Origin of the sequence: Mobiluncus holmesii ATCC 35242 (assembly GCF_000185445.1) — a bacterium.
Classification (GTDB): domain Bacteria; phylum Actinomycetota; class Actinomycetes; order Actinomycetales; family Actinomycetaceae; genus Mobiluncus; species Mobiluncus curtisii.
In genome coordinates this window covers 1,112,950-1,137,845 of the sequence record NZ_GL622346.1, presented here as the reverse complement: position 1 = coordinate 1,137,845, position 24,896 = coordinate 1,112,950, and the positions used below count along the sequence as shown (strand labels likewise).

Sequence of the window (24,896 nt, the reverse complement as noted above, 5' to 3'; positions counted from 1 at the left end):
CCTGGCCGGGATTCATGGGACACACCGAGGCCGTAAACCGGTGACTACCCGGCCTTCACCCCGCCCGGATACACGCCCGGATTTGGTTAACCGCGATTTCACTGCAGATAGACCAAACCGGCTGTGGGTCGCGGATATCACTTATGTCAGAACTTTGTCGGGTTTCGTGTACACAGCTTTTGTTACAGACGTGTATTCACGCAAGATTGTGGGCTGGGCTACCAGGTCAACTATGACCACTAAGGCGTTGCCGTTAGAGGCCTTAGAACAGGCGATAGGCTGCGCTAAAGACAATCTGGCAGGACTAATCCATCACACTGACCATGGTTCTCAATACGTAAGCATTAAATACAGTCAACGACTAACAGATGCAGGGATTAGATCATCGACCGGAACTATTGGGGATTCTTACGATAACGCGCTAGCCGAGACCGTCAACGGGCTATACAAAACCGAGTTGATTTACTCCCAGACCTGGCGCTCATGCACCGAAGTCGAATGGGCGACCCTGAACTGGGTGTACTGGTGGAATCACCAGCGTCTCCACGAATCGCTAGATTATTCCACTCCCGAGGAAGTGATAACCCAATATAATCAAACCCGTGCTAAACAACTAGCACCCGTATAAGAAGCGGAACAAAACCTGGGACGCTTCAGTAATTATCCCGGTGTATCTGTTTGACCCGCTCAATAACAACCACATCACGCAAAGCGCGAGCACTTACCCCACGAGAGTGGGATTGCCGATAACCACGAGAGGTAATGAAACCACCCTCACGACGAGAGTGCTGCACCCACTGGCGAGTAGTATGCCAGGAAACATCAAGCCTTGGCGCAACCACCTGACACGCCTTCTGCAAGAACAAATTCTCCGCAAGAACCCGATCCTAAATAAGGCGAACCACACAATCCTTCGTATCTTAATCAAATTTCTTAGGCATAACCCAGATTTTCCCATCTACTCAAACGGAACAAAACCTGGGACAGCTCAGAGAGCGTTTGTGCTAGTGGAACATAGGGGATTCCATGATTTTCTGCGAAAATCGTGTCACGCTCGGAATCTTCGATTCCTCGCGCTGGCACCTGAAAACGCTGTCGCGTTTTCGGGCGGTGCCAGCCCTCTCGGGGTTCGAATCGCTCTGCCTCTGAAATGTCAAAACACGAACGAGACAAGCTCGTCCGTGTTTTGGAATCGTGGAGCATAGGGGATTCGAACCCCTGACCTCTTCCATGCCATGGAAGCGCGCTACCAACTGCGCCAATGCCCCGAAGTGCCTAAACAGTATATATAACCTGGGCTAGGACAGCAAATTAGCGATGTAACCGGGGACGTGTTTAGCGCAAGGGCTGGGCAATGTCGTAGGTGTGTATGATCGCCGGGGTATTGTGACGATTAAAGACGGCGGGGCGCCGTATATATACGGTGCCCCGCCGAGGTTCGTTTTAATCCCGAACCCGTCTTCTGTTAATCCTTATTATCAAGCCACCGGTTGCGGTGAACAAAATTGCTGCATAGAGATAGAGCAGCGAGTTCGCGCCAGTCGCCGGAAGATTAGCCGGATTCGACTTGTGCAGCTGGTCGGGACTGATGGGCGCAGACGGTGCTTGAGAGGGGGTAAGGCTCCGACCGGGGAGCGCAGGTGTAGCCGGTTTTCCCAAATTATCAGGTGAACGCGGCGGTGCCGGCGTTTCAGGCTGGCTCGGTTCGCTCGGCTGGCTCGGTTCGCTCGGCTGGCTCGGCTTAGGGGTAGTCGGAGTGCTTGGCGTGTTGGGCGCTGGCGAAACCGGAGTCGAGGGACCCCCTCCACCCGGAGTTGGTGCAGGCGAGGTAGTCGGACCCGGAGCCGGCGCAGGTGGCGTGGTTGGACCCGGAGTCGGCGCGGGCGGGGTAGTCGGACCCGGAGCCGGCGCGGGCGGGGTAGTCGGACCAGGCGTCGGCGGAGTAGTCGGCGTAGTCGGATTGGGTGTCGGCGCGGGTGGTGTGGTTGGACCCGGTGTTGGTGCGGGTGGTGTGGTTGGACCCGGTGTTGGTGCGGGTGGCGTGGTTGGACCCGGAGTCGGCGCCGGCGGAGTCGGAGTCGGAGCCGAGAATTGCGCAGTAAAGACATGAGAACTGTCGTCAAGCGTGATGACCGGAGAAAGCGGGTCTTTGTCCCAGTTTACAAAATTCCTGCCTGCATCCGGGGTGATATAGTATTTATCGGCATTGCGAGTACCGCCTCCCAATTCCTGCGGAACAGGAAGCTGGCTTGATTTAGTACCCTTGAGGACATCGTAATGCAGTTCCGTGATGGGGTGCCCTGTGGCATCCGAGCCAAAGGAACCGCCCTCACTGGCCTTAAACGTGACTCGCACATATCCGGGAGGAGTCACCCCTCCCTGTGGCACCTCGATGATTCGAACATCCCGGTAAAAGAAGGTGATTTCATCAGAACCAGTGCCGTTAATTCCGAGCAACTGATTAGTGTCTTCATCGACATCGTAAAAGAGCTGCTGTTGTGGGGCAGAGACCAGTTTCCATCCGGAGATAGGTTTGTAGTTCCGCGCATCGTAATGGCGTGCTTGGCTAGAGACCTGTTCCTGATTGAGGAGGCGGTATTTGTTAATAATGGCTTGCTTCTGGGCATCCGTGGTGGCTGTCCGCAATTCCGCCTGGGCTCTTTCGTCCACATAGTTAACTTTGTAGTGACGAGTCCGGAAAGGAACATAGAAAAAGTGAAATTCGTTGTTCTTATATCTGGGATTAGGTACGGGATGACCATTTTCGATAATCTGTTTCGGCTCCACCCTAAACAGTTGGAAACCAGTGTTTTCGAAGCCTAAACGGTTGTTGTATTCGGTGTAGAGTGCCTTAAGCTGCTGATCTTTAGTCTTTAGCAATTCGTCATGTTGGGCAAGTAACCAATCTTCGCTTTGTTGAGTAGCGAGTGCCATCGTATATTGTCCGGCGCGTTCCTGCTCTAAGACGATGACTTTAGGATTATCTGGGATGCTTGAGTCGATGCGGTATTGGCTATCTAAGAAATGGTGATACACCGTAACCTTTTCAAAGTCGTTCTTTACCCAAATAGCCTTGAGATAAAGGGAATCTACCACCTCATTTCCAAAAGAATACAGTTCCGGGACGATATATCGCTGACGATAAGAATTGTCAATCTCATCGGTGTATCTGCCGTGAGCATCTTTCTTATAGTGCAATACTTCCCATCCCAGGAAAGAATAGTCGTCCCGCGTGGGTTTGATAGGCTCTACCAGTTTCTGTCGATGCAATACGGTGAATACTTGCTTGTCTGCTGGAGTAGCGCCCGGTGCATCTGTTTTCTGGGGGTAGGTAACTTTACTCAAATGTGCGCCAGCTGCCTCCCGAATGGTCTTTGTCTCTGTCGCGAGCTGTGCGGCGTCAATCTGCGGCAAAGTGCCACCTGCCGGGTCAAAAGTGACCTTCCACTTATAGTCAGGTTCTTCCCACTTGGCGTAGAGGACCAGGTTGTGAGCGGGCATGGTTTCCGTGCTGTCCGAAACCATTTTCCGTCCGGCAGGGTCCAGAGCCCAGCCTTTGAATACCATATCGGGCGCGAGTCCGGCGGGTCGTTTAACTTGATAGTTTCCGTGACTATCCCGTTCTAAAAGACCTTTTAGACCCATGCTCAATAAAGTATCAACGTCATCCAGATTCAAATCTTGTAAAGGTTTTTGGTAAAAGATATCTGTTTGTTCGTCATCATGATAATCGTTGTCGGCTTTAATAGTGGCAGGGTCATTATTGAAACGCAATTTATACTTATTACGCTTGTAATAGAAACGAATATAACCATTTCCGTCGAATGGCTCAACTCCGTCAGCGTCACCAAACTCATCGGTATCATTGTAAAAGTAACTTATAAAATTCATACGACCCTTGGTGACAGGATTTCCGTAAGGGTCCATTACCTTTTCCGTTGGGAGTGGCGTTATGTCATCCCGCTCATCGTTTAAATCTTCAAATTTGTCTTGGTCATACATGATTGTATGTACAGACTTTTGATAAGGAGTAAAGCCTTGGACTACGGGAGCCTTATGACCGTAGTTGGGAGCACTTGTATCAGCTTTGCTTCTATAAAGATCGTAGTCAATAATTTTTTTATATTCTTTTTCGGGATCCCTGCCATCCCAGGAGGGATCTTTTTCAAATCCATCCATCCAAAAATCCATGTGGTGAGGTATCGGCGCGCCTCTATTTGAACCACCTTCTTGCGAGATACCAAAAGAGAGCGTGGTGAAAGTTTGTGGATTGGCCCGCAGATTAACCGGGATAGTGACACCCTCGCCAGCATAAATTTCGTTGGTGTATGCGTTAACCGATATACCTTGTTCCTGAACATCCACGAACTCATCAGCCGATAACCGGTAAGGAGGAGTGTCGCGCCATATCCAACGCGGTTCTAAGAAGTTGGGCCCCCACCCAAAGCTTTGCTTACCTTCATCAAATCCCTTAGTTTCTAGGGCATCATTGGGCCAGTCTAACATGCGCTGGTTAAATCTGGCTTTGAAGTGGTAGGGGGCTGGGGTTCCAGGTCCACCCAATTGTTCGCCATGTCGCCAAATTTCAGGATAGAAAGTACTATTATCATCTCTAGAGTTGGATTTTGTAAAGTACAGGTCATAGACCTGTCGGTCGAAATAGATGTTATAGACGGTCTTGCCGGTAGCAGAAACAGGCTTTACCTCACTGGGTGTATTCGGATCAGCATTTTCGTTATCAGTTAAAGTCTTATTGTACTTGTAGAACTTATTGAGATACAGGAAGCGACCATTGTAGAATTTCTCCCCTTTCCAGATTCTAGCTAAACGTTTTTTATCCAAGTCGGGGAATTCCACCCCTTTGATGGTCTCTTCCTCCAGATTCGGACGGTAACCTGTATCCTTGTTCCGGTACACGTGAGTGCCCACGAATTCGTACTTTCCTAAAAGAGAAGCTCCTTGGGGATAATCAGATTTCTCTGTCCAAAATTGAATCGCATAATCAGCCTGCGGATTATCCTCCCAAACCGCGGTGAACTTTATATGGTGGGCCGGCATGATTAGTTTGGCGTTTAGATCTTTGAGAGGGGCTCCGGAGCTGTCTTTAATGATTTCATTAGCTCTAAATGTAGTTTCTGTCCCATTCAAAGTGCCGTGCAAATCGACAGATGGCTTCCAGCCTATTAACTTAGCTCCAATTCTGGTGGGGATATCAGTGCTCTTGATGGCAGGAATTTCTTGTCCATAATACAGGGTACGACTGGGCACCGCAGTCCCATCCTGGGTGTCATATGTCACAGCAAAGTAGGCGCGATTATAACGCATTTCCACGCTGCGACCTCGTTGCGTAATTAAAACCCTCATCTCTTTATTTTCGGGCACAAAACCTGCTATTTCAGCAGCCGGTAAGGGTTTGATGAGAGGTTTGTCGCCAACTTGTCCGGTTTGCGTAGTGATAATGTCGGTGTTAGTTCCCGGCTTTCTACTGTATTCATTAATTTTTCGTAATTCCTGAAACACGTGCTTTACCGTGACGGTTCCAGGCAGACCTTTATATATATACTCTTTTTTCGCCTGGTGTACTTTTCCATATTCGGCGTCACCAGTGGTGCTCCCAGCTTGGGCAGCATCCACGATTCGTTGGTAGTCGATGTGGTAGTTATTGACTGGATTATTTGCACTATCCGTAGGCTTGTTATAACCGGCAAACTGCGGCAGCTTGATGGTCTTGTCGACTTTGTTCTGTTCCTCTGTGCTAGCGGCTGCTCCCACGGTGGCTACGTAGGGTTGGTAGTTGATGATATTTCGTCCATCTTTTGCAATCTCATAGTCGCTATGCAGGGTAAAAATATCTGGCTGCGCGGGGTTCTTGATGACATCCGCAGCAGTTTCGCTGCCTGACAACTTTACCGGTTCAGCGCTCAGAGAGTCTGCGTAAGCGCTGTGTTCGGCGGCGCCAGCTTCCCCAGGCGAGGATAAAATCATCGCCCCCGGAAGTACCAGTCCCAGCGCAATTATCCCTGAAACAGCTTGCTTAAAGTAAACACTCATAGAATTTTCCCCTCCCCGATACTCACGACATGTTCAAAGAGAGAATGTTTTACAGCGTGAATTCGGAGCTTATTTTCAAAATTTAAACGTTTTTCATTATATGAAATCACAGTTTGAAAAACTAGTTGACGGCTTACCCTGATCCCTATCTATGACACGAGCCCATAGGCGGCTACGGCGACGCGTCATGCCCCGAATCTGCGCGCGCTCGGTGCAGTTGAGCGGCGCTAGACTCAAGCCGCGTCCGGGAACGTCACTTCGATGCGTGTACCCTGGTCCAGAGTCGAGTTCACCGTAATCTCTGCCGAATGCAGGCTAGCGGCGTGCTTGACGATAGATAGCCCCAAACCGGTCCCCCCGGTCTGTCGCGAATGCGACTTATCCACCCGATAAAACCGTTCAAACACGCGCTCCTGATCCTCGTAAGGAATCCCGATACCCGTGTCGGTCACAACCAGCTGGGGTCTGCCCAGATGCGTCCCCGCCCAAACATCCACCTCACCACCCTCGCGATTGTACTTAATCGCGTTGTCCACCAGGTTATACACCATCTCACCCAGGAGCGGCTCCACCCCGGTGAGCGTCGTGTGCGAGCCGGACAAGGTCAGCTTCACACCGAAAGACACGGCGCGAGGCTGCAGCCGCTCCACCACCGTACGGCACAAACCAAACAACTCGACCTCCCCCGCTTCTGCTGGCAGACCGCCCTCGTCCAGTCGGGACAGTTCCATAATGTCGCCAATCAGGTCTAATAGCCGGGAAGACTCCTGGTGAATGCGCTCGGCAAAACCCGGAATATCCTCGTCTCTCACCAAACCATTACGGATAATCTCGGCATATCCAGAGATGGAGGTCAGTGGGGTTTTCAACTCGTGAGACACGTTAGCGGAAAACTCACGGCGGGAACGCGCGGCGGCTTCCTTGTCCCGATTCTGATGTTCCAGACGTTGCAGCAGCGGCAAAAACTCGGGGTAAATCGGGACCGTTCCGTGGTCCTTGCCGTAGGCCCGGAGCATAGCGTGGGGCAGGGGAGGCTCCGCAGACTCAGACCGGTCCGATTCCTCGTCCACTGGCGTGTCGGTGTAGACCCCCGAACCGAAAACTCCTCCGCCGCCGAAAACGCTGGAGTTCCCGAACACCCCGGTGTGTTGCCCGATTTCGCGCAACCGGTCGCGGTCAAAAGGAGTGCCCGAGAGCGGGTGGTTCAGGTCAATCTGTTCCAGCGGCGCGACAATCAGGCGGGCCTGACGCCGCGCAATCAGGAAAGACAGCCCGAACACACCCAAGGCGATGCTGCCCAAAATCGGCAGCCCGGACAGAGCTGTGGCATAAAACGTGCGGACGGGGCGCGCCACCCGGACAATTTTGCCCGACGGGATAGCTCGCGCGTAATAGCACATATCCTCACCGAGGGTGTCAGAATCACGCACTTCGATATCGGAGCCCAGCCCGGAAGCCTGGCGTTTCCGAGCCGAAACAATCTCAGGTCGATTCGCATGGTTAGACATCTGAGCCGGGGGAACTTCGGAATCATAGAGAACCTCACCGTCACCGGCTACCAAAGTCAAGCGAACCCCAGGGGTCTGCCGGTGAAAGTCGGTGAGCATCTGGGTCTGAATATCATCGGTGTGGTGTTCCAGGCTCAGCGCCAACAGGTTGCCCTCTTCGGTCAGGGCGTTCAAGATGTTGTCGCGATTGACCTGGTAAAAGAACAAAACGGAACCGACATAAGCAAGCACCAGGGCTAGGGCAGAAATACCTGAAATAGCCCCCAGAATCTTGCGTCGCATATTAATCTCCCTTGATTGGATGGCGGTTAGGCTAACAGCGCCCTCACTCGGAAATCTTGTAGCCGACGCCGCGCACGGTTTCAATGTGTTTCGCGGCCGGGCCGAGTTTCTTGCGTAGAGTGCGAATATGCACGTCGACCGTGCGCGTTCCGCCGTGGAAACTGTATCCCCAGATGGAATCCAGCAGTTTGTCGCGGGAAAACAGTATCCCCGGCTGGCTCATCAGCTCCTCCAACAGCTGGTATTCCTTTAGAGTCAGCTTCACCTCCCGACCCTCAACCGCGACCGTGTGGCGGGGAAGGTTCAGGTCGATAGTGCCGATGGTGAGGATTTCCTCGTCCTCAGCAGTGGGGTCGGTCAGACGAGGCACGCGGCGCAGCACTGCCCGGATGCGCGACACCAGCTCCATCATGCCAAAAGGTTTGGTGATGTAGTCGTCCGCACCCAAGTCCAAGGACTTGACCTTGTCGAACTCGGCGCCTTTCGCCGTAACCATAATGACCGGAATGGCCTTGGTCTCAGGATTAGCCCGAATTCGACGCAAAATCTGGATACCATCAACGCCCGGAAGCATAATGTCTAGCAAAATCATTTCCGGGAGCAACTCCATCATCGCTTCGCGAAATTCCTGGTAATCAGCGAAACCTCGAGCGGTAAACCCGGTGGAACCGAGGGTGTAAACGACCAAATCCCGAATGTTCAGGTCATCCTCGACAAAATAAATCACACTTCCATTATTCCAAGGAGCGCCCGATTCAGGCGGATTTTGTGTCGAAGCTGACATCGTGTACCCCCAGAGCCTGCGCCTTAGCGACTTCGCGTGGCGGATTTTGTGTCGAAGCTGACATCGTGTACCCCCGTAATCGAGAAATCAACCCACTCGGCGAGGTTCGTGGCGTGATCCCCGATACGTTCCAGATATTTAGCAATCATGATGACATCGATAGCCTTTTGAGCGTCCGCAGCATCGGCATGAACAATGAAATCAATCATCTCGGTGGTGACCTCAGCAAACATCCGGTCTACCGCGTCGTCCGCCGCTTGGGTGGCGGTAGCCAAAGCCAAATCGCGGTCGACAAAAGACTGGACCGCATCGTGGACCATCGTGGCAGTTTTCGCTGCCATCTGGGGAATCTTGGGGAATCCCCGCACCAGGGACGTATCCGTAGACTTCACGATTTCCGCAATATCCGCTGTCTGATCGCCGATACGTTCCATGTCGGTAATCATTTTGAGAGCGGCGGAAACTTGGCGTAAATCCCCCGCTACCGGCTGTTGCTGCAACAGCAATTTCAGACACAGGTGCTCGATGTCCCGCTCCATCTGATCGATGTGGGCATCAGCCCGGATGACTTCACGGGCGATTTCATCGCTGGAACTGGACAGAGCCACCATGGTCTGGCTGATGGCCTGTTCGCAGAGCTCTCCGGTTTGCACCAGCATTTCGTTGAGCTGCGTGAGTTGTTGATTGAATCGGGATCGCATTAACTCTCTACTTTCTGTTCCATAATCCAGAACGGTATTTCGCTGCCGCGCGACAGCGAGGTCCGCCGGGGCATGCGAAACCAGCTCAGCTGAACCGACCCGTGATGTAGTCCTCGGTGCGCTGGTCCGAAGGTACGCTGAACAGGGTTTCCGTGTCGTTGTACTCCACCAGTTCGCCCAGCAGAAAGAACGCTGTGTTGTCGGCGATGCGCGAAGCCTGTTGCATGTTGTGGGTCACAATTACGATGGTGTAATCACGAGCCAGGTCTACGACCAGTTCCTCAATCTTGGAAGTAGAGATGGGGTCGAGGGCGGAGGTCGGTTCGTCCATCAAGATAACGTCCGGTTCGGTAGCCAGAGCGCGGGCGATACATAGGCGTTGCTGCTGACCCCCAGACAGCCCCACGGCGGACTTGTTTAAGCGATCCTTTAACTCGTCCCAAATCGCGGCTTGACGCAGGGAACGCTCCACGATTTCGCTCAGCTCCCGGTGATTGCGAATCCCGTTGATGCGCGGTCCGTAGGCGATGTTATCAAAGACCGACTTGGGGAACGGGTTGGGCTGCTGGAACACCATGCCCACTCGCTTTCGCAGGGCGATGGCATCCATATCCTTGAAAATATCCGCGCCATCCAGCAGTACCCGACCGGTGATGCTAACCCCCTTGACCAGGTCATTCATTCGGTTCAAGGTTTTTAGGAAGGTCGACTTGCCGCAGCCGGAGGGTCCAATCAAAGCCGTAATTTTGCGGGGCTCAATGTCGATGTTCACTCCCTTGAGGGCCTCAAAATCGCCGTAATGCAGGTGCAGGTCACGCGCGGAAAACTTGGCGGTGGTGGAAATCTTGGGCGCCGTGGGGGACTCCAGGACGTTGGTTTGCGCAGTCATGAGTGATTATTCCTTTCCTTTATCAGTGTGGAAACGGTCGGTGAAGTTCGTAGCGTCAATAGTTGATTTGGGGCGATTCATCGTGTCAGTAGCGGGGGCGGGAGGTTCAGCGTTGCCCCGGCGCCACCTGCCTGTACCGCCCTGGGAAGCCGGGTCAGACAGACCCGCCAGGGCGGCGTGAATCCGTTTCGTGATGGTGCGAACCAAAATCGAGAACAGCAGGGCAATCAGCACCAACACCGCCGCAGAGAAGTTAGCGATGTCCACCGCGTTGGGTTCCACCGCTTCGGTACGCATCGCCCACACGTGCAACGACAACGTCTCGCCGGGGCGCATGGGGTTGAATGCATTGGTGGGGGAAGTAATGTCCGTGGAGGACCAGTTGATGTTGGTGGACATACCGGCTGTGTAAAGCAGGGCGGCAGCCTCCCCAAAACCGCGTTCAGCCGCCAGCACCACTCCTGTCATCAGGTGGGGGAGAGCTGCTGGGAGCTGCACCCGCACGATGGTGGTCCAGTGGGTCGCACCCAAGGCCGCCGAACCGTACTTCAGGTCCGAGGGCAGTGCCCGGAGAGCCGACTCGGTAGACGTGGTGACCAGGGGCAGATTCAGTATCGAAACCGCCAAAGCGCCTGCCAACAGGTTCCATTGTTGCCCCACCATGAGGATAAAGACCAGGTAACCGAACAGACCGACCACGATGGAAGGCAGGGAGGACAGCGACTCGATAGAGATGCGGATGAACCCGGTCCAGCGGTTCTCTGGAGCGTATTCAGCCATGTAGATTCCGGCGGGGACACCCAGAGCAACGGAAACAATTAGGGACAAAAACACCAGGTAAACGGTGTTGAACACTTGGTTCATGATGCCGTCATGGCTGAAACTGAGGAACACGGGGTCAAAACTCAGCAAACCGCGAACCATAATGTATGCCGCCAGCGCCACAATCAACAACAGGAAGAAACCCCCGATAGCGCCAAAGACGCCGGTCATCAGGTTGTTGACGCTCTTGGCGCGACGAATGCGGTGTTCCATCTGAGCGGAAAGCCCCGAAGCGGTAGTCGTAGCGATATTCATTGATTCTGCTTTCTCTCAGTGCCGATGAGGTGAATCACAAAAATAAAGAACATCGAGATGAGGAACAGCAGCAAAGCCATGGCCCACAATGCCGAGTTGTGTTCCCCGCCGTTGGTGGTGTTGCCCATGTCGGCGGTAATCGCCGTGGTCAAGGAACTGGTCGGAGAGAGAATATCGACCGGCAGAGCGCGAGTCTTGCCGATGACCATCGCGACCGCCAGAGCCTCGCCAAAAGCCCTGGCTAGACCCAAAATAATGCCGGTCAAGATGCCTTTCCTCGCGGCAGGCAGGACAATGTGGCAAATCGACTGCCAGCGGGTAGACCCCAGACCGTAGGCAGCCTCGCGGTAGTCGTAGGGAACCGCAGTAATTGCGTCGGCAGAGACGGTGGTGATGGTCGGGAAAATCATAACCGCCAGGACGATGCCCGCCGCCAGGACCGAATAGCCGCCCAGGGAGGCGTGAAAATAGTCACGAATAAAAGGCACCAGAACGGTCAATCCGACCCAGCCGTAAACCACGGAAGGGATACCGAGGAACAATTCCACCGCGGGACGGAACAGATGCTCGCCTGCGCGCGGAGCGATTTCCGTGATGAACACGGCGGCTCCTACCGCGAAAGGCGTAGCAATGACCAGACCCAGGAAACAGGTCATCAGCGAACCCAGAATAAAGATTAGGGCGCCGACACTGCCACGCAGAGTCAAGTCCGGGCTGTCCTGCGGATCCCAGTCCGGGGAAAACAGGAATTCCCCGATGGAATGCTGGAACGCGGTAAAGGTGAAAGAACCCTTGTACAGCAGGAACAGACCAATCACGACCGTGAGCGCGATGAGGGAAATGCCCGCAATCGCCACAATGGTCCCGCCGATTTTGTCTGCCAAACGGAAACGTTTATCCGCCCCGTTCGAGTCGAACCGCGGTCGAGCGGGAGATAAGCCCGCCCCAGCTGCGGAGTTGCGCGTTTGCGGGAGCGCTGAATCTGTGGAGTTGAGACGAGTAGACACGTCAGGTTCAGTCATCTGCATTTCCATCGATCCAGGCTCCCGCACCGAAAAAGCCGTGGTCGCCATTAGTACAGTCGCGCCTGAGTCTCTTTAGTCCACGGGGTCAGGGTGAGAAGCGGCGGCCTGGGCGGACATTTTGGAGGACACGCCGTAGCCCATTTTTTCCAGGTCGGCAGCGAACTTGTCGCCCATCATGTAGTCAAGAAATGCTTTGGTCACCGCCTCAGGGTCGCCCTTGGTGTACATGTGTTCATAGCCCCACACTTTGTATTTACCGCTGTAGGTATTTTCCAAGGTCGGTTTCACGCCGTCGATAGCGACCGGCTGCACTTCGTCCTTGCCGACCAGATAGGACAGTGCTACATAGCCGATAGCGCCCTTGTTCTGGGACACGGTCTGCAGCAGAGTACCGGAGTCGTCGGTCTCAAGGGACTGGTTGGAGGCTTCCTCGGCACCCCCCAGTGCCCAGGTCTTAAACAGGGCACGAGTACCGGAGGAGGACGGACGGGTGACCAACACAATCTTTTCGTCCGGACCGCCAACTTCCTTCCAATTCGTAATCTTGCCGGTAAAGACGTCGGTCAGCTGGGTGGTAGTGAGGTTCGTTACCCCCAAATCTTTGTTGACCACCGGAGCCATAGTGATGGTGCAAACCTTGTGGTCGACCAAGTCGGCGGCCTGGGTCGCATCGAGCTTTTCACCAGCGAAAACGTCAGAGTTACCGATGTTCACGGAACCGGCAGCAACCTGTTTGAGACCTTCCCCGGAACCGCCGCCGTTCATCGTTACGGTCACATTGGGGTTATCCTGCATGAAAGCCTCGGCCGCGGCTTTCGCCAAGGGCAGCAGCGCGGAGGAGCCGGAACCAGTGACGGTGCCACTCAGAGTCGGAGTCGCTGCACTGGACTCGGCGTCAGTACCGGAGGCGGTCTGATTGCCACCGCCCGCACAGCCGGTCAACAAAGACATGGAAAGCAAGCCAGCGCCAAAAATCGCGCCAATACGAGAGATTTTCATGGTGTTCCTTTCATACCTCGAACTTTTACTCTCAAGTCAGATAGTAAGAAAGGATTGTTAAGGCTAGCGCGGGGCTAATGTTAAGACTGTGTAAAATAATTTTACTTTAGGGCAATTTCCCTGTTGCTTTACGATTACATGAAATTTTGATTAATCTCGCCGGGTAATCTTGGAAATAATCCTGGTGGGCGCCACCACCATCACCCGGTCAGCAGGGGACAAAATCGTTTTGGCGTGAGCGGTCTCCCAAGTGTCAGCGGGGGATTGAATCGCCACAATAGAGAATCCATCGCGGCGACGTACGTCGAGTTCACCCAAGGTCTTTCCGCAGTAACGCGGTCCCAGACTGGTGATAACCAGGGCAAACCCATGTCCCAGGTCGATATAGTCCTCGAAAGACTGGGCGACCTGGTGGGCGGCACGCAAACCCATCTCGGATTCCGGGTAAAACACGCGGGTGATACCCATCTGGTTGAGGATTTCGCCCTGTTCCACGCTGGAGGCCTTTGCCCACACCTGAGGACAGCGCAGGGTCAGCAGGGCAGAGGCACTCAGGATGGAGGCGGCGAGGTCGCCACCAATCGTCACCACCCCGCAGGCGTACTCATCGACTGCCAGCTGGGCTAACGCCTCCTTATCCGTGGCATCCGCCCGTACCACGTGACGAATTAGCGCCGAAGCACGCTGCACCACTTCTGGGTTACAGTCGATGCCCAGCACCTCCACGCCACTGGCTTCCAACTCGGTCGCCATGCTCAAACCGAAGCGTCCCAAGCCAATGACGACCGCGCTTTGTGGATTCCCGGTCGGATGAACGGGGGGCTCCGGGGCAGAATTCGTATTAAATATGCTCATTTGTGTCGTCCTAACCGATAAGGGGATGATCCCGAGGCAGTTCGTAAGCTACCGGTCGTCTCCGGGTGGCGAGGGCCGCTGCTAAGGTCAACGGTCCGATACGTCCCAGAATCATAAATATTATGACCATGAATTGCGCCGCGACAGGCAACAGGGGAGTTATTCCAGTACTCAGACCCACGGTCCCCAAGGCGGAACAGATTTCAAACAGGCACTGGTTGAGGTTGAAAGGGGTAAAGAGCATCAGCAGGAAAGACCCCACCGCGACCAGCCCGAAAAACAGCGAAAGCACCGCCAAGGCTTGCCGCTGTGCCGAACGCGCCAGGCGCCAGCCCAAAATATTAATAGCGTGAGCACCCCGAATCTCGCCCCAAAGAGTCGCCATCACCACAATCGCCGTAGTAATCTTTAGCCCGCCCGCAGTCCCGGCAGGACCCCCACCAATCAGCATCAGCCCATCGGTGATTAGCCAGGTTTCGGGGTATTGCTGAGAAATGTCAACAGAGTTAAAGCCCGCGGTGCGCGGGGAGACTGAGCAAAACAGCCCGTTGAGGAAACGCTGCGAAACCGGCATCGCCCCAAAAGTATGCGGATTGTGCCATTCCAAAATCGTGATGGCTACCCAGCCGAACACAATCGCCGCCAAGGTACCCAGCAGCATAATCCGGGTGGTCATGCCCCACTTCCACCAATGCCAGCCGTTGCGGTAAAGCATCAGCCACACGGGAAATCCTAAGCCTCCAATCACGATGAGCACCCCCAGACTCAACAGCAGGAAAGGCTCAGTACTGAAGCTCATCAAAGAATCCTGATAAGGAGCAAACCCGGCATTGTTAAAAGCGGAACCCGTGAGGAACACCCCGTGTGCCAGCGCCTGCAACGGTGAGGTGGCATGGCCGGAAAACCACAGATAGAGACTATTGAGGAAAGCAAACCCCAGCTGCAACAAGAGCGAAGCCGCCACAATTTGCCCCACGGAATGCCGGACTTCCCGCGGAGTCAAGCCGAACCACACTTTGGCAATCGCGCGATCCTCAAAAGTGGCGCGTTTGCGCAACGCCGAAGCGAACAGTGTGACCATCGTCATGGTGCCGATACCGCCCAACTCAATCAGCAGGAAGATGACAGCCTGACCAAAAGCAGACCAGTAGCTGCCCGTGTCCACCACGATTAATCCCGTCACACTGGTGGCAGAGGCAGCAGTGAACAAGGCAATCGACAGGGGAGCGCCGCCCGCAAACGCTGGACCAAAAACAGGAACCCCGGTGGGGATAGCGTGGGGAGCAACAACATCGAAAGTCGTGGCGACCACAGTACCGCTCCGGGATGCCGGAAGCATCAGCAATACCGTCCCCACCAGGATAGTTATCAGGAATGCTGCTGAAATCTTGCGACCGGGATTAAACTCGGAGATACGAGCCACTGGACAAGTATAAACCCGGTAGTGCGCCACGTAACTTATTTGGGAACCACAGCGGATTACCAGTAAGGTAAAAAGGTGATTTCTCCCGATGATTTTCAACCCCTGATTGAGAAACTGCGTGCGTCTTTCGCGACAATTTCAGCGGTGATGGACCCAGAACTGTTGACGCAAAAGATTGCTGACCTGACGCAACAAGCCGCCGCCCCGGACTTGTGGGACGACCAGGAACACGCCCAAAAAGTCACACAATCACTTTCGGCAGCACAAGCCGATATGCAACGTCTGCAAAAGATGCGTGCCCGTATCGACGATATGGAAGCCCTGGTCGAGCTGGGGGCAGAAGAAAGCGGAGAGGACCGGGACGCCATCCTCGCTGACGCGGAACAAACCTATGAAACTTTGAAACAGGACCTGGACGCGATGGAGGTAAAGACCCTGTTGAACGGGGAATACGACGAACGCTTCGCGGTCGTCACCATTCGTTCCGGGGCGGGCGGGGTGGATGCCGCCGACTTTGCGCAGATGCTGCTGCGGATGTACCTGCGGTATTGCGAGAGACACCACTATGCTACAAAAGTGCTGGATACGTCCTATGCGGAAGAAGCGGGGATTAAATCGGTAACATTCCAGGTTGATGCCCCCTATGCGTACGGGATGCTATCAGTAGAAGCCGGGACGCACCGGTTGGCGCGGGTCAGCCCGTTTAACGCGGCGGGCAAGCGCCAGACTTCCTTTGCGGCGGTAGAGGTCATACCCCTAATTGAAACGACCGACCATATCGAAGTGCCCGAAAGCGACATTAAGATAGACGTGTTCCGTTCCTCGGGACCGGGCGGTCAGTCCGTGAACACGACGGATTCCGCGGTGCGCCTGACCCACCTGCCCACCGGCATCGTCATCTCCATGCAGGACGAAAAATCCCAGATTCAAAACCGCGCCGCCGCGATGCGCGTGCTGCAGTCACGCCTGTTAATGCTGCGCCACCAGCAAGAACACGATAAGAAAAAAGAGCTGGCAGGGGATGTCAAAGCCTCCTGGGGCGACCAGATGCGTTCCTATTTCCTCTATGGGCAACAGCTGGTCAAAGACCTTCGAACCGGCTATGAATCGGGCAACCCCGACAGCGTTTTCGACGGTGACCTGGACGGATTTATCGATGCGGCGATTCGCTGGCGCAAACATCAAGAAAAACACTGCGACCAGTAGGTGCCGTACCCGGAACGAGCCGGGGGAGTCACCCCGCGCAGACGGTCAAAGCAACCGGATTAATCGCAGATTTCCCGCTGATTGCGCTTCTGCGGGTGTCACTCCGTTTTTATCGTTTTGTTATAAATAGACTGGTATCGTACCTGAAACTGAACTGGGGAGCAGAAAAGGTTGATTACGTTCGACAACGTCACCAAAATTTACAAGCGGGGAGCGCGACCAGCGCTGGATCACGTGGGTCTCACTATTGAACGGGGCGAGTTCGTGTTCCTGGTCGGGACCTCCGGATCGGGCAAGTCCACGTTCCTGTCGCTGGTCCTCGGCGAAGAAAGCGCCACGGAAGGGAAAATCCTGGTCTTGGGCAAGGACTTGGGGCGGCTGTCCCGGTGGAAAGTGCCGGCGTTGCGCCGCCAAGTGGGCGTAGTGTTCCAAGATTTTCGCCTGTTGGAAAACAAGAACGTGTATGACAATGTCGCGATTGCTCTGCAGGTCATCGGCAAGCCGCGTCGGATTATCCGCCGGGTCGTCCCCGAAGTACTCCAAATGGTCGGCTTGGGTGGCAAAGACAAGCGTTTCCCCCACGAGCTCAGCGGCGGCGAACAGCAACGCGTGGCAATCGCCCGCGCTATGGTGAACCGTCCGCCCATCCTGTTGGCAGACGAGCCGACCGGCAACCTCGACCCCGCCACGTCCTTGGGCATCATGAGACTACTGGACCGAATCAACCGCGCGGGAACCACCGTGGTGATGGCGACCCACGACGAAGAAATCGTGAACCAGATGCGCAAACGCGTCATTGAACTGGACGAAGGTCGGGTCGTACGCGACCAGGCACGTGGCATTTATGGAGCCTCAGCGCCAAAGGGTGGCGTCGACACTGCTGAAAGCTCGGCTGCGGGCTTGGGCGCATTTCCGAAACCGAAAGGTGTGGGCGCGGCACGGAGAGGAGGTCGGAAATAATGCGACTAACTTTCGTATTATCCCAGGTCGGTCAGGGCTTGCGACGCAATCTGGCGATGACGGTCGCGGTGATTATCGTGACCTGTGTGTCCCTGCTGTTCGTAGGGTCAGCAGTGCTGGCAGAAATGCAGATTAATAACCTGCGCGATACCTGGTACGGCAAAATCGAAATTTCCGTGTCGATGTGTACCAAAGACGACGTGTCTCCCAACTGTAACGGTCAAGAAGCCACTGAAGCACAGATTGCGGCGATTGACGAACAGCTGAAGTCCGAACGGCTCAGCAAATACATCGACAATGTGTATTTCGAGACGAAAGAAGAAGCCTTCGAAAGTTTCAAAAAGCTGGCAGGGACCGAACAGTATTACCAATATGTTAAAGCAGACATGATGCCTGCATCGTTCCGGATTAAGCTAAAGAACCCGGAACAGTACCGGGTGGTCGTTGAAGAACTGCAGGGACGCGACGGGGTTGCCCAAGTCATTGACCAAAAGCAGATTCTGGAAAAACTGTTGACCGGGCTGCATCAGGCGACCTACCTGGCTGTCGGGCTGGCAGTAGCGATGATTATCGCCGCGGTCCTGTTGATTACCACCACAATCCGCCTTTCCGCGATGAGCCGGGAACGCGAAACCTCCATTATGCGCCTGGTCGGAGCCTCGAACCTGTTTGTGCAGCTGCCATTTATGGTGGAGGGCGCGGTCGCGGCGACGATTGGTGCCCTCGGTTCGGTAGCGATTCTGTGGGCAAGCGTAAAGTTCCTGGTCGGATCCTGGCTGTCGGGACTCTCCGGGGTAGTCGAGCTGATTTCGCCCAACGATGTGCTGCTCATCGCGCCGTTCCTGGTGCTAGCAGCCATTCTGCTGGCTGTCGTAGCTTCGGCAGCATCCCTGAACCGCTACACCCGAGTTTAGGGCACCGCGGGCGATGTTTCAGACGGGAAAAACCTCGGTATTTAGCTAAACTTTTAGCACAGCGCGTTACCGGGAAAACCGGAAAAGGAGGTGAACACGTGCGAAGCAAAATGAGAGCGCTCATGGGGGCACTGGCGGCAATCGGAATTGCCTCGATGTCCACAGCGTCGCTCAGCTATGCCAACGCGCCGTTCACCCCCGCAAACGCTACGGTCCCGAGAGCGAGCGCGACCGGACTCGTGCGGACAGACAAAAACTCCGAAGAGCGCAAGAAACTCGAAGCGCAACAGGCTGCCTCGAAAAAGAAACAAGCCGAATTAGCGTCCCAGCTAGAGGGAGTCAACGCGAATCTGGTGCAGCTGGCAGTCGCCCTGGAACAAACCAAGGCAGCTATCCCCGTGGCGCAAACTGAAGTTGCCAATGCGCAGGTTAAACTGGCAGACGCACAAGCTAAACATCAGCAAATCCAAAGCCGGCTGGCAATTGCGAATCGTCAAAAAACCGAGCTACGCGAACAAATCGCCCAGGGTGAGCAAACCATTGAAAAAACCCAAGTCGCTATCGGTCAGATGGCACGCATGGCATATCGCGGGGCGATGCTGGAAACCTCGCCACTTTCCCTGCTGCTGGATTCACAGTCCCTGGATGAACTCACGCTGCGTGCCCAGGTGGCAGCCACGGCGACCAAATCGCAAAATCGTGCCATCGTGGAAGCTCAAGAAGCCAATGCAGCCAATAACAACGCCCGTGCTCGCCAAGAAGCCGTGAGTATCCGCATCGGAGAACTGGAGACACAGGCTCAGCAGGCGGTGCAAGCTGCGGATGAAGCCCGCGCGGAACAACAGCGCAAACTGGGCGAATTCCAGGAACTGCAACAAAAACAGGTTGCCCAGCAGGGGCAGCTGAACAATCAGCGGGCGGCATTTGAAAAGCAAATCGCGGAAGAACAAGCCACGCAGGCGGCGGCAGCCGCGCGAATTGCCGCGTTGAATCAACAGCCGGACACTATGCCGGCACGCTCCATCTCGGGAGGAATTTTTGGTGCGCCCCTCTCATCGCTATCGGTGACCTCGCCTTATGGATACCGCGTCCACCCCATTACGAAAACGCGGCGGCTTCATGCCGGCACGGATTTCGGGATTGCTTGCGGAACCCCGATTTACGCCTCACAGTCCGGTACGGTGACATTTGCCGGCTGGGAAGGTGCCGGCGGTAAATCCACCTATATCAATCACGGCACCATCAACGGTTCCAAGTGGCAGACCACGTACCGCCACCAGTCCCAGTTCAAAGTTTCCGTCGGCGCTTCTGTGCAAAAGGGGCAGGTCATCGGGTTGGTTGGTTCCACCGGCGGTTCGACCGGGTGTCACCTGCATTTCGAAGTATGGCAAAACGGGAAAACTATCAATCCAATGGGCGTGCTGTAGACAGCGAATGACCCGACGTGGGGAGTACTCACGGTACCGGGGAAAAGTTGGCAGACCACGCTTTTGCGCTAAAATTGCACACTATGGGTAAAAAAGCTGCTAACGGGGCGGGTCAATCGGGGAAACTGACCCCCTCTCAGCGTGCCAAAGCAGAGTCAGATGCCAAGAAAGTCATCGCCCGGAACAAAAAGGCTGCGCACGATTATTTCTTGGAGGACAGCTACGAAGCGGGACTGTCACTGACCGGCACTGAAGTCAAAGCATTGCGGATGGGACGGGCTTCGCTCTCAGAAGCCTGGGTTGAAGTGGACCGTGGGGAAGCCTGGCTGCAAGGCGCCAACATCCCGGAATACTTTTATGGCTCCTGGACGAACCATGCCCCGAAACGGAAACGCAAACTGTTGCTGCACAAGCGCGAAATCATAAAGCTGGAAGGGGCTGTGGCGGCAAAAGGCTACACGATCGTGCCAGTAGAGCTGTATTTTGTGGGCGGACGTGCCAAAGTCGAGATTGCGGTGGCGAAAGGCAAACAAGAATGGGACAAGCGCCAAACCATCCGCCAGCGCGAGGACGACCGCGAGGCGCAGCGAGCTTTGCGGGAGGCGAACCGGCGATCCCGGTAACCACTGTGGGGCAGGAAACCCAGCGTGCCGAGACAGCGTAGGGGAGCGGCTCTCCCCGCGCGACGGGGTCAATCTGACGGCGCGGACTTGAGATATTGATGCTCGGCACGGATGGCTTTGACCAGCTCCGCATGGGCATTGGCGCCATACTTTGCCGAGAATTCCTGCCATTCCTGGACCGCCTGAGGATCCAAGTGCATCATGGCGCGGAGGTTCCCGGCGCTGTCGCTGGCGGTAATGGCCTCGCCGTCCTCTGAACCTGCCCATTCCCGAAACACCCGGTAGCCCTCGGCGCGGAATGCCTCCGTGTAGGCAGCTGCTGCCGCGTTGCGATCGGCGCGATACGAGGCGACTTCCGCATCAGGAATCCAATAGGCGTCAACCAAGGTCATGCCATTACGGTGGGTCTTTGTGTCCCCTGGCGCCAGCTCGTAGTCCTCAGGATGCCAGGAATCATCGTCCGTCTCGGTCCGGGCGATTTCGGCTTGAAACAGCTCCAGCGCTTCCGGGGAGAACAACACAAAGTACACGTTATCTATCGGGAGCGCGGTGTCTGGGGTCTGGTCTTGGGACGCAGCAGCGTCCGAAGCGATGTGAGGGGGCTGCGTCTGGGCAGCGTACTCGCGCACGGCAACCACACCGATGCGCGCGACTTGTGCCATATCCCAGCCGTAGACACCGCCAGATATAGCGGGAAACGCCACGTCACGGGCGCCTACGCGTGCAGCTTCACGCAGAGAATTCGCAAAAGCGTCGTGCAGCAGTTGCGGGTCAGTTTGTCCCGCGTGACGGTTGGGTCCCACGGTGTGAATGACCCATCGCGCCGCCAGATTGAACCCCCTGGTGGCGACCGCCTGCCCCACCGGGAGACCATCGGGAAAGCGCGTCGCCCGCAACTTGTGACATGCCGCCAGCAGCTCAGGTCCCGCCGCGCGGTGAATCGCCCCGTCGACGCCACCTCCACCCAGCAATGCGGAATTCGCGGCGTTAACAATCGCGTCCACGTTCATTTCGGTGAGGTCTCCGCCAATCGCATGAATCTGCATATTCGTTCCCTTTCGGCTAGGTTTTCAGTCTAGTGTGAAGCGAGATAAACGTCGCGTGGGGTGCGGCGGGGTGAGTGTGTTCATTGTTGTTTCTTTCCGGTTAGTGGGTGGGTTGGAATACCATTAAGACACGCCGAAACTTTTTCGCTTACCCCACGTAGACCCCACGGAGGGATTTTGCTCGACACCTTGATGAGCGTTTTTATTGCTATTGCAAAGTTTTGAGCGGTGCCCTGTGTGGGGCTTGAACCCACGACCAACGGATTATGAGTCCGCTGCTCTGACCGACTGAGCTAACAGGGCGTAAACATCCTAACAAGTTCCCGTGCTGAGGTGGTATTTCTGCACGCCGGGAATTAAAACTTTTCGGCTACGGAGGCCAGAATCGGCGAAATATCGCGGAGGGAAAACGTGACTGTGCCAGTTAAAAACAGGTAATCTCGCAGCGAGTGGACATTTGTGAAAAAGTTCTGTTAGAATCTAATCCGCAATCCCGCGTAGCTCAACGGCAGAGCGTCCGACTGTTAATCGGCAGGTTGCTGGTTCGAATCCAGCCGCGGGAGCTTTTCATACCCAAGACCACCTCGCGGGGGAGTTATCAAATCGTGAATTGACAGGTTAAGCAACGTAGCTACCGCGTCGAGTTCATCGAGTTGCCAAGCGCTAACGCCTTTCCAACGCCTAGTAAAACGCCCTGGACATTAAGAGACGTTGAACGGCTACGCGCCGCGGGTGTACCTATCACTCTGGATGGTGTGAAGTGCTAAATCCAGTATTTGGCTACCCAGGTGCCCTCTTTTGGCCAAAAGGCGTACGTGGCTTTGGCAGTCCAGCCGTTTCCCTTGGGTGCTCGTGCTCGAATCGCGGCTTGACCTTCCTTCGGGATGTACCCGAATTGGATTCCCGAGGATATGCACGCAATCGCGCCAGAATCCTTGGGGTTTGTAGGCTCAGGCTTGATAATCCCTTTAAGGAAAAATGCTTGCCCGCGCTGTGGATCGCCCCTCATGCCCTCACTGGCAAGCAGGAGCTTAATCTGCTTTTGCCTGAAGGTAACGCCCGCGACATAGCGGCCTTTGTCCCACGTATCCCAGTTAATCGGTTGCGCGCCGCGCTGGCGAGCTTTGGCTTTCGCGTCCTGTTCTACCTTTTCGCCCGCTTCAGCCCAGGCTTGGCGAAGTCCATCAAAAATGCCCATGAGGCTACTTTACTGAGAAAGGCACCTAATAATGATTGAAACGAACACTTTAACGCCTGTGTATGAATCTATTGCGGTGGGTCGTGCGGGGCGGCATTTGAGGGCGGCTTTGGTGGAGGCTCGGGAGGCGCTTGCGCATTGCCGGGGTCTGGAACCGCTCTAGCTTACCGACCCACACGCAACCAAAAACCTGATGAAGAGGTGGAATAAATGCCGACCTGACTCACCGACCTGCAAGGCATCGGCGCTATCCTGAGCGGTATTATGTGAAATCAACAGCAAAAGAAATGAAACCAAATCATGGGTCTTCCATGCGCGACGCTATCAACATGCTAGACGACCGTATAAAAAGCCTAGGACACCGACAAGGCGAATTACACGACGATTTGCAAAACCTTACAGCAGACGCGAGAGAAAACCACACTCGCCTATGGAAAGAACTCGAAAAAATCCAGCGCGGACTTATTTAGCGCGCTTTAAGTCGGTACGCGCCCCGCGTCCAGGGCGATTGGCTAGCCAGTGGTCGATAGTGTCGGTAGACCAGCCGTAGGCTGTGACTTTATCGCGCATACCGATTGCAACATCAGGTTCAGGGAGATAGCCTCGTGCGAAATAGGCCTTGATAGTGCCATAGGCAAGCCCGGCATACTCAGCCACGCCCTGCAATGAAAGAAACATGATAGCCCCCTTGGTGAATTTCAGAGGAAGCCCCGCCCCCCGGTGAGGGGACGGGGCGACTTCCTAATCTTCCTTGCTGTTCCGGTGCATCTTCTCAAAAATGAGAATCAGCGCTAGAATAGCTTCAGGAAGGGAAATCAGGATTTCGATGAATGCGATCATCTCAATCTTCCTTTCCTCTCAGCCCCAAGTTGCAGCTTGGGGCTTTATTATTGCTAGGGCGGTTGCCCTAACACTCAACACTCTACATGAATATGCCTGTAAAGTCAAGTTGGAACACCCCAGATCTTTTTAATTTGTCATGTCAAAGTTGCGCGGTCTGTACCGCCCGTGCCAATGGATCCAAATCCAGCCTAATATAGCGCTTAGTGGTGTCAGTTTTCACATGACTCATAACAGCTCCTACCGCTAGCAAATCGTGGGTTGCCCGGTACGCGACAGTTCCGAACCGGTGGCGTAGGGAGTGCCCTGTAACGCCTGGAGGCAGTACGCTACCCAGTAGCTTTGCTGTGTATTGCGCGCTCAAATGCCCGTCAATACGTCCGGGGAATAGCCAACCTGGACAATTCTCTAGGCTGTAAATCAGCGTGGAATCCTGCAACGGAATAACCCGAACTCTTCCACCTTTGCCCTTTACTCTCAGCAGTCCACCATCCCAGGCGTTTCCTCGCAAAGTGCAAATCTCACACGCCCTAAGCCCGCAAAGCGCCGCGAACCTAACCATGAGCGCGGTTCGCTTTGGCGCATTTTGTAGCGTGTGCCTTACGGCTGATTCCGGCGCGGGGTGGGGTACTCCGTCAGGTACATGGACGAGTTTAAGAAATTTAGCTGGCGAATCTTTCAAAATGCCATCTTCGACCAAGAACTTGAAGAATTGGTGAGCTACACCTTGGGCGCTTCGTCTTGTTTCCGGTTTCCAATCATGCTCAGCAAGCCATGCCTCAAGCCTTTCCCGGGATACCAACCCGGGGTATGGGGCGACCCACGCATGACTTGCAGGTAATAACGGTGGATCCGAATCGTGCCTTTGGCGCGCCCGGCAGCTTTTAGATGCTGTAAATATGCACTAGCGCAGTTTTCCCATGTTTTAGATCTCATGTGCTATTTAATAGAAGCCGCCTTAACCACATCCCAAGCAGGGAAAAGAAGTAATCGGCAGGTTGCTGGTTCGAATCCAGCCGCGGGAGCTTTTTTGTATCCGGTGCATCGAGGTCTTTTGAGCCGTTTTCCCCCGTACCTATCTCAGCACT

At 54.9% G+C, this 24,896-nt stretch carries 20 protein-coding genes, 3 tRNA genes and 1 pseudogene; 8 read left to right on the top strand and 16 right to left on the bottom strand.

Features of this window, described 5'->3' with window-relative positions; genetic code table 11:
* Positions 1-628 (top strand): IS3 family transposase (locus HMPREF0576_RS04930; RefSeq protein WP_036324270.1); only part of this gene is annotated, 628 nt, incomplete at its 5' end.
* Positions 629-1,195: 567 nt separating this feature from the next.
* Here the strand turns inward: HMPREF0576_RS04930 and HMPREF0576_RS04925 are convergent.
* The 11 genes from HMPREF0576_RS04925 to HMPREF0576_RS04875 form a co-directional block, all read right to left on the bottom strand.
* Positions 1,196-1,268 (bottom strand) — tRNA-Ala (locus HMPREF0576_RS04925).
* Positions 1,269-1,443: 175 nt separating this feature from the next.
* Positions 1,444-6,051, bottom strand: coding sequence for an InlB B-repeat-containing protein (locus HMPREF0576_RS04920; RefSeq protein ID WP_004010936.1), 4,608 nt, complete (start codon positions 6,049-6,051; stop codon positions 1,444-1,446).
* 233 nt (positions 6,052-6,284) lie between these two features.
* The gene (locus HMPREF0576_RS04915) at positions 6,285-7,841 is read right to left on the bottom strand and encodes a sensor histidine kinase (protein WP_004010935.1); all 1,557 of its coding nucleotides are present in this window, start codon (positions 7,839-7,841) and stop codon (positions 6,285-6,287) included.
* A gap of 43 nt (positions 7,842-7,884) precedes the next feature.
* The gene (locus HMPREF0576_RS04910) at positions 7,885-8,568 is read right to left on the bottom strand and encodes a winged helix-turn-helix domain-containing protein (protein WP_004010934.1); all 684 of its coding nucleotides are present in this window, start codon (positions 8,566-8,568) and stop codon (positions 7,885-7,887) included.
* An 80-nt stretch (positions 8,569-8,648) separates the two neighbouring features.
* Positions 8,649-9,326, bottom strand: coding sequence for a phosphate signaling complex protein PhoU (gene phoU / locus HMPREF0576_RS04905; RefSeq protein WP_004010933.1), 678 nt, complete (start codon positions 9,324-9,326; stop codon positions 8,649-8,651).
* An 85-nt stretch (positions 9,327-9,411) separates the two neighbouring features.
* A complete protein-coding gene (gene pstB / locus HMPREF0576_RS04900; protein ID WP_004009303.1) occupies positions 9,412-10,215 on the bottom strand; it encodes a phosphate ABC transporter ATP-binding protein PstB in 804 nt (267 codons plus the stop codon).
* 6 nt (positions 10,216-10,221) lie between these two features.
* A complete protein-coding gene (gene pstA / locus HMPREF0576_RS04895) occupies positions 10,222-11,292 on the bottom strand; it encodes a phosphate ABC transporter permease PstA (RefSeq protein ID WP_004010932.1) in 1,071 nt (356 codons plus the stop codon).
* Complete coding sequence (gene pstC, locus HMPREF0576_RS04890; protein WP_245527339.1) at positions 11,289-12,314, bottom strand: phosphate ABC transporter permease subunit PstC; 1,026 nt, start codon at positions 12,312-12,314, stop codon at positions 11,289-11,291. The genes pstA and pstC overlap by 4 nt, the downstream gene beginning before the upstream one ends.
* Before the next feature lie 75 nt (positions 12,315-12,389).
* The gene (locus HMPREF0576_RS04885; RefSeq protein WP_004010930.1) at positions 12,390-13,316 is read right to left on the bottom strand and encodes a phosphate ABC transporter substrate-binding protein; all 927 of its coding nucleotides are present in this window, start codon (positions 13,314-13,316) and stop codon (positions 12,390-12,392) included.
* A 150-nt stretch (positions 13,317-13,466) separates the two neighbouring features.
* Positions 13,467-14,171 carry a potassium channel family protein gene (locus HMPREF0576_RS04880; protein WP_004010929.1) on the bottom strand — a complete coding sequence of 235 codons (705 nt, stop codon included), beginning with the start codon at positions 14,169-14,171 and terminating at the stop codon, positions 13,467-13,469.
* 10 nt (positions 14,172-14,181) lie between these two features.
* A complete protein-coding gene (locus HMPREF0576_RS04875; RefSeq protein ID WP_004010928.1) occupies positions 14,182-15,594 on the bottom strand; it encodes a TrkH family potassium uptake protein in 1,413 nt (470 codons plus the stop codon).
* A gap of 75 nt (positions 15,595-15,669) precedes the next feature.
* Between HMPREF0576_RS04875 and prfB the strand changes: the two genes are divergently transcribed.
* The 5 genes from prfB (at position 15,670) to smpB (ending at position 20,724) form a co-directional block, all read left to right on the top strand.
* Positions 15,670-16,800 (top strand): peptide chain release factor 2, encoded by a 1,131-nt coding sequence (gene prfB / locus HMPREF0576_RS04870; protein ID WP_004010927.1) that lies wholly within the window; start codon positions 15,670-15,672, stop codon positions 16,798-16,800.
* A 171-nt stretch (positions 16,801-16,971) separates the two neighbouring features.
* The gene (gene ftsE / locus HMPREF0576_RS04865) at positions 16,972-17,760 is read left to right on the top strand and encodes a cell division ATP-binding protein FtsE (RefSeq protein ID WP_004010926.1); all 789 of its coding nucleotides are present in this window, start codon (positions 16,972-16,974) and stop codon (positions 17,758-17,760) included.
* Positions 17,760-18,674, top strand: a complete 915-nt coding sequence (gene ftsX, locus HMPREF0576_RS04860; RefSeq protein WP_004010925.1) for a permease-like cell division protein FtsX — start codon at positions 17,760-17,762, stop codon at positions 18,672-18,674. Before ftsE ends, ftsX begins: the two co-directional genes overlap by 1 nt.
* A 98-nt stretch (positions 18,675-18,772) precedes the next feature.
* Entirely contained in the window at positions 18,773-20,101 is a 1,329-nt protein-coding gene (locus HMPREF0576_RS04855) for a M23 family metallopeptidase (protein ID WP_245527338.1), read from the top strand.
* 83 nt (positions 20,102-20,184) lie between these two features.
* Positions 20,185-20,724 carry an SsrA-binding protein SmpB gene (gene smpB, locus HMPREF0576_RS04850; protein WP_036324539.1) on the top strand — a complete coding sequence of 180 codons (540 nt, stop codon included), beginning with the start codon at positions 20,185-20,187 and terminating at the stop codon, positions 20,722-20,724.
* A gap of 68 nt (positions 20,725-20,792) precedes the next feature.
* On the opposite strand, the gene HMPREF0576_RS04845 is transcribed toward smpB, so the two are convergent.
* Complete coding sequence (locus HMPREF0576_RS04845; RefSeq protein WP_004010922.1) at positions 20,793-21,770, bottom strand: macro domain-containing protein; 978 nt, start codon at positions 21,768-21,770, stop codon at positions 20,793-20,795.
* Between the two features lie 229 nt (positions 21,771-21,999).
* Positions 22,000-22,073, bottom strand: a tRNA-Ile gene (locus HMPREF0576_RS04840).
* A gap of 188 nt (positions 22,074-22,261) precedes the next feature.
* Between HMPREF0576_RS04840 and HMPREF0576_RS04835 the strand changes: the two genes are divergently transcribed.
* Positions 22,262-22,333, top strand: a tRNA-Asn gene (locus tag HMPREF0576_RS04835).
* Between the two features lie 200 nt (positions 22,334-22,533).
* Here HMPREF0576_RS04835 and HMPREF0576_RS04830 read toward each other — a convergent pair.
* Positions 22,534-22,968: a hypothetical protein gene (locus HMPREF0576_RS04830; protein ID WP_004010921.1), complete on the bottom strand. Its 435-nt coding sequence runs from the start codon at positions 22,966-22,968 to the stop codon at positions 22,534-22,536.
* A gap of 31 nt (positions 22,969-22,999) precedes the next feature.
* Between HMPREF0576_RS04830 and HMPREF0576_RS04825 the strand changes: the two genes are divergently transcribed.
* Complete coding sequence (locus HMPREF0576_RS04825; protein WP_004010920.1) at positions 23,000-23,131, top strand: hypothetical protein; 132 nt, start codon at positions 23,000-23,002, stop codon at positions 23,129-23,131.
* Between the two features lie 299 nt (positions 23,132-23,430).
* Here the strand turns inward: HMPREF0576_RS04825 and HMPREF0576_RS04820 are convergent, their stop codons facing one another.
* A complete protein-coding gene (locus HMPREF0576_RS04820) occupies positions 23,431-23,646 on the bottom strand; it encodes a helix-turn-helix transcriptional regulator (protein WP_004007079.1) in 216 nt (71 codons plus the stop codon).
* Positions 23,647-24,052: 406 nt separating this feature from the next.
* Positions 24,053-24,370 (bottom strand): annotated as a pseudogene (locus HMPREF0576_RS09540) (tyrosine-type recombinase/integrase); the annotation flags it as partial.
* Positions 24,371-24,896: the final 526 nt, after the last annotated feature.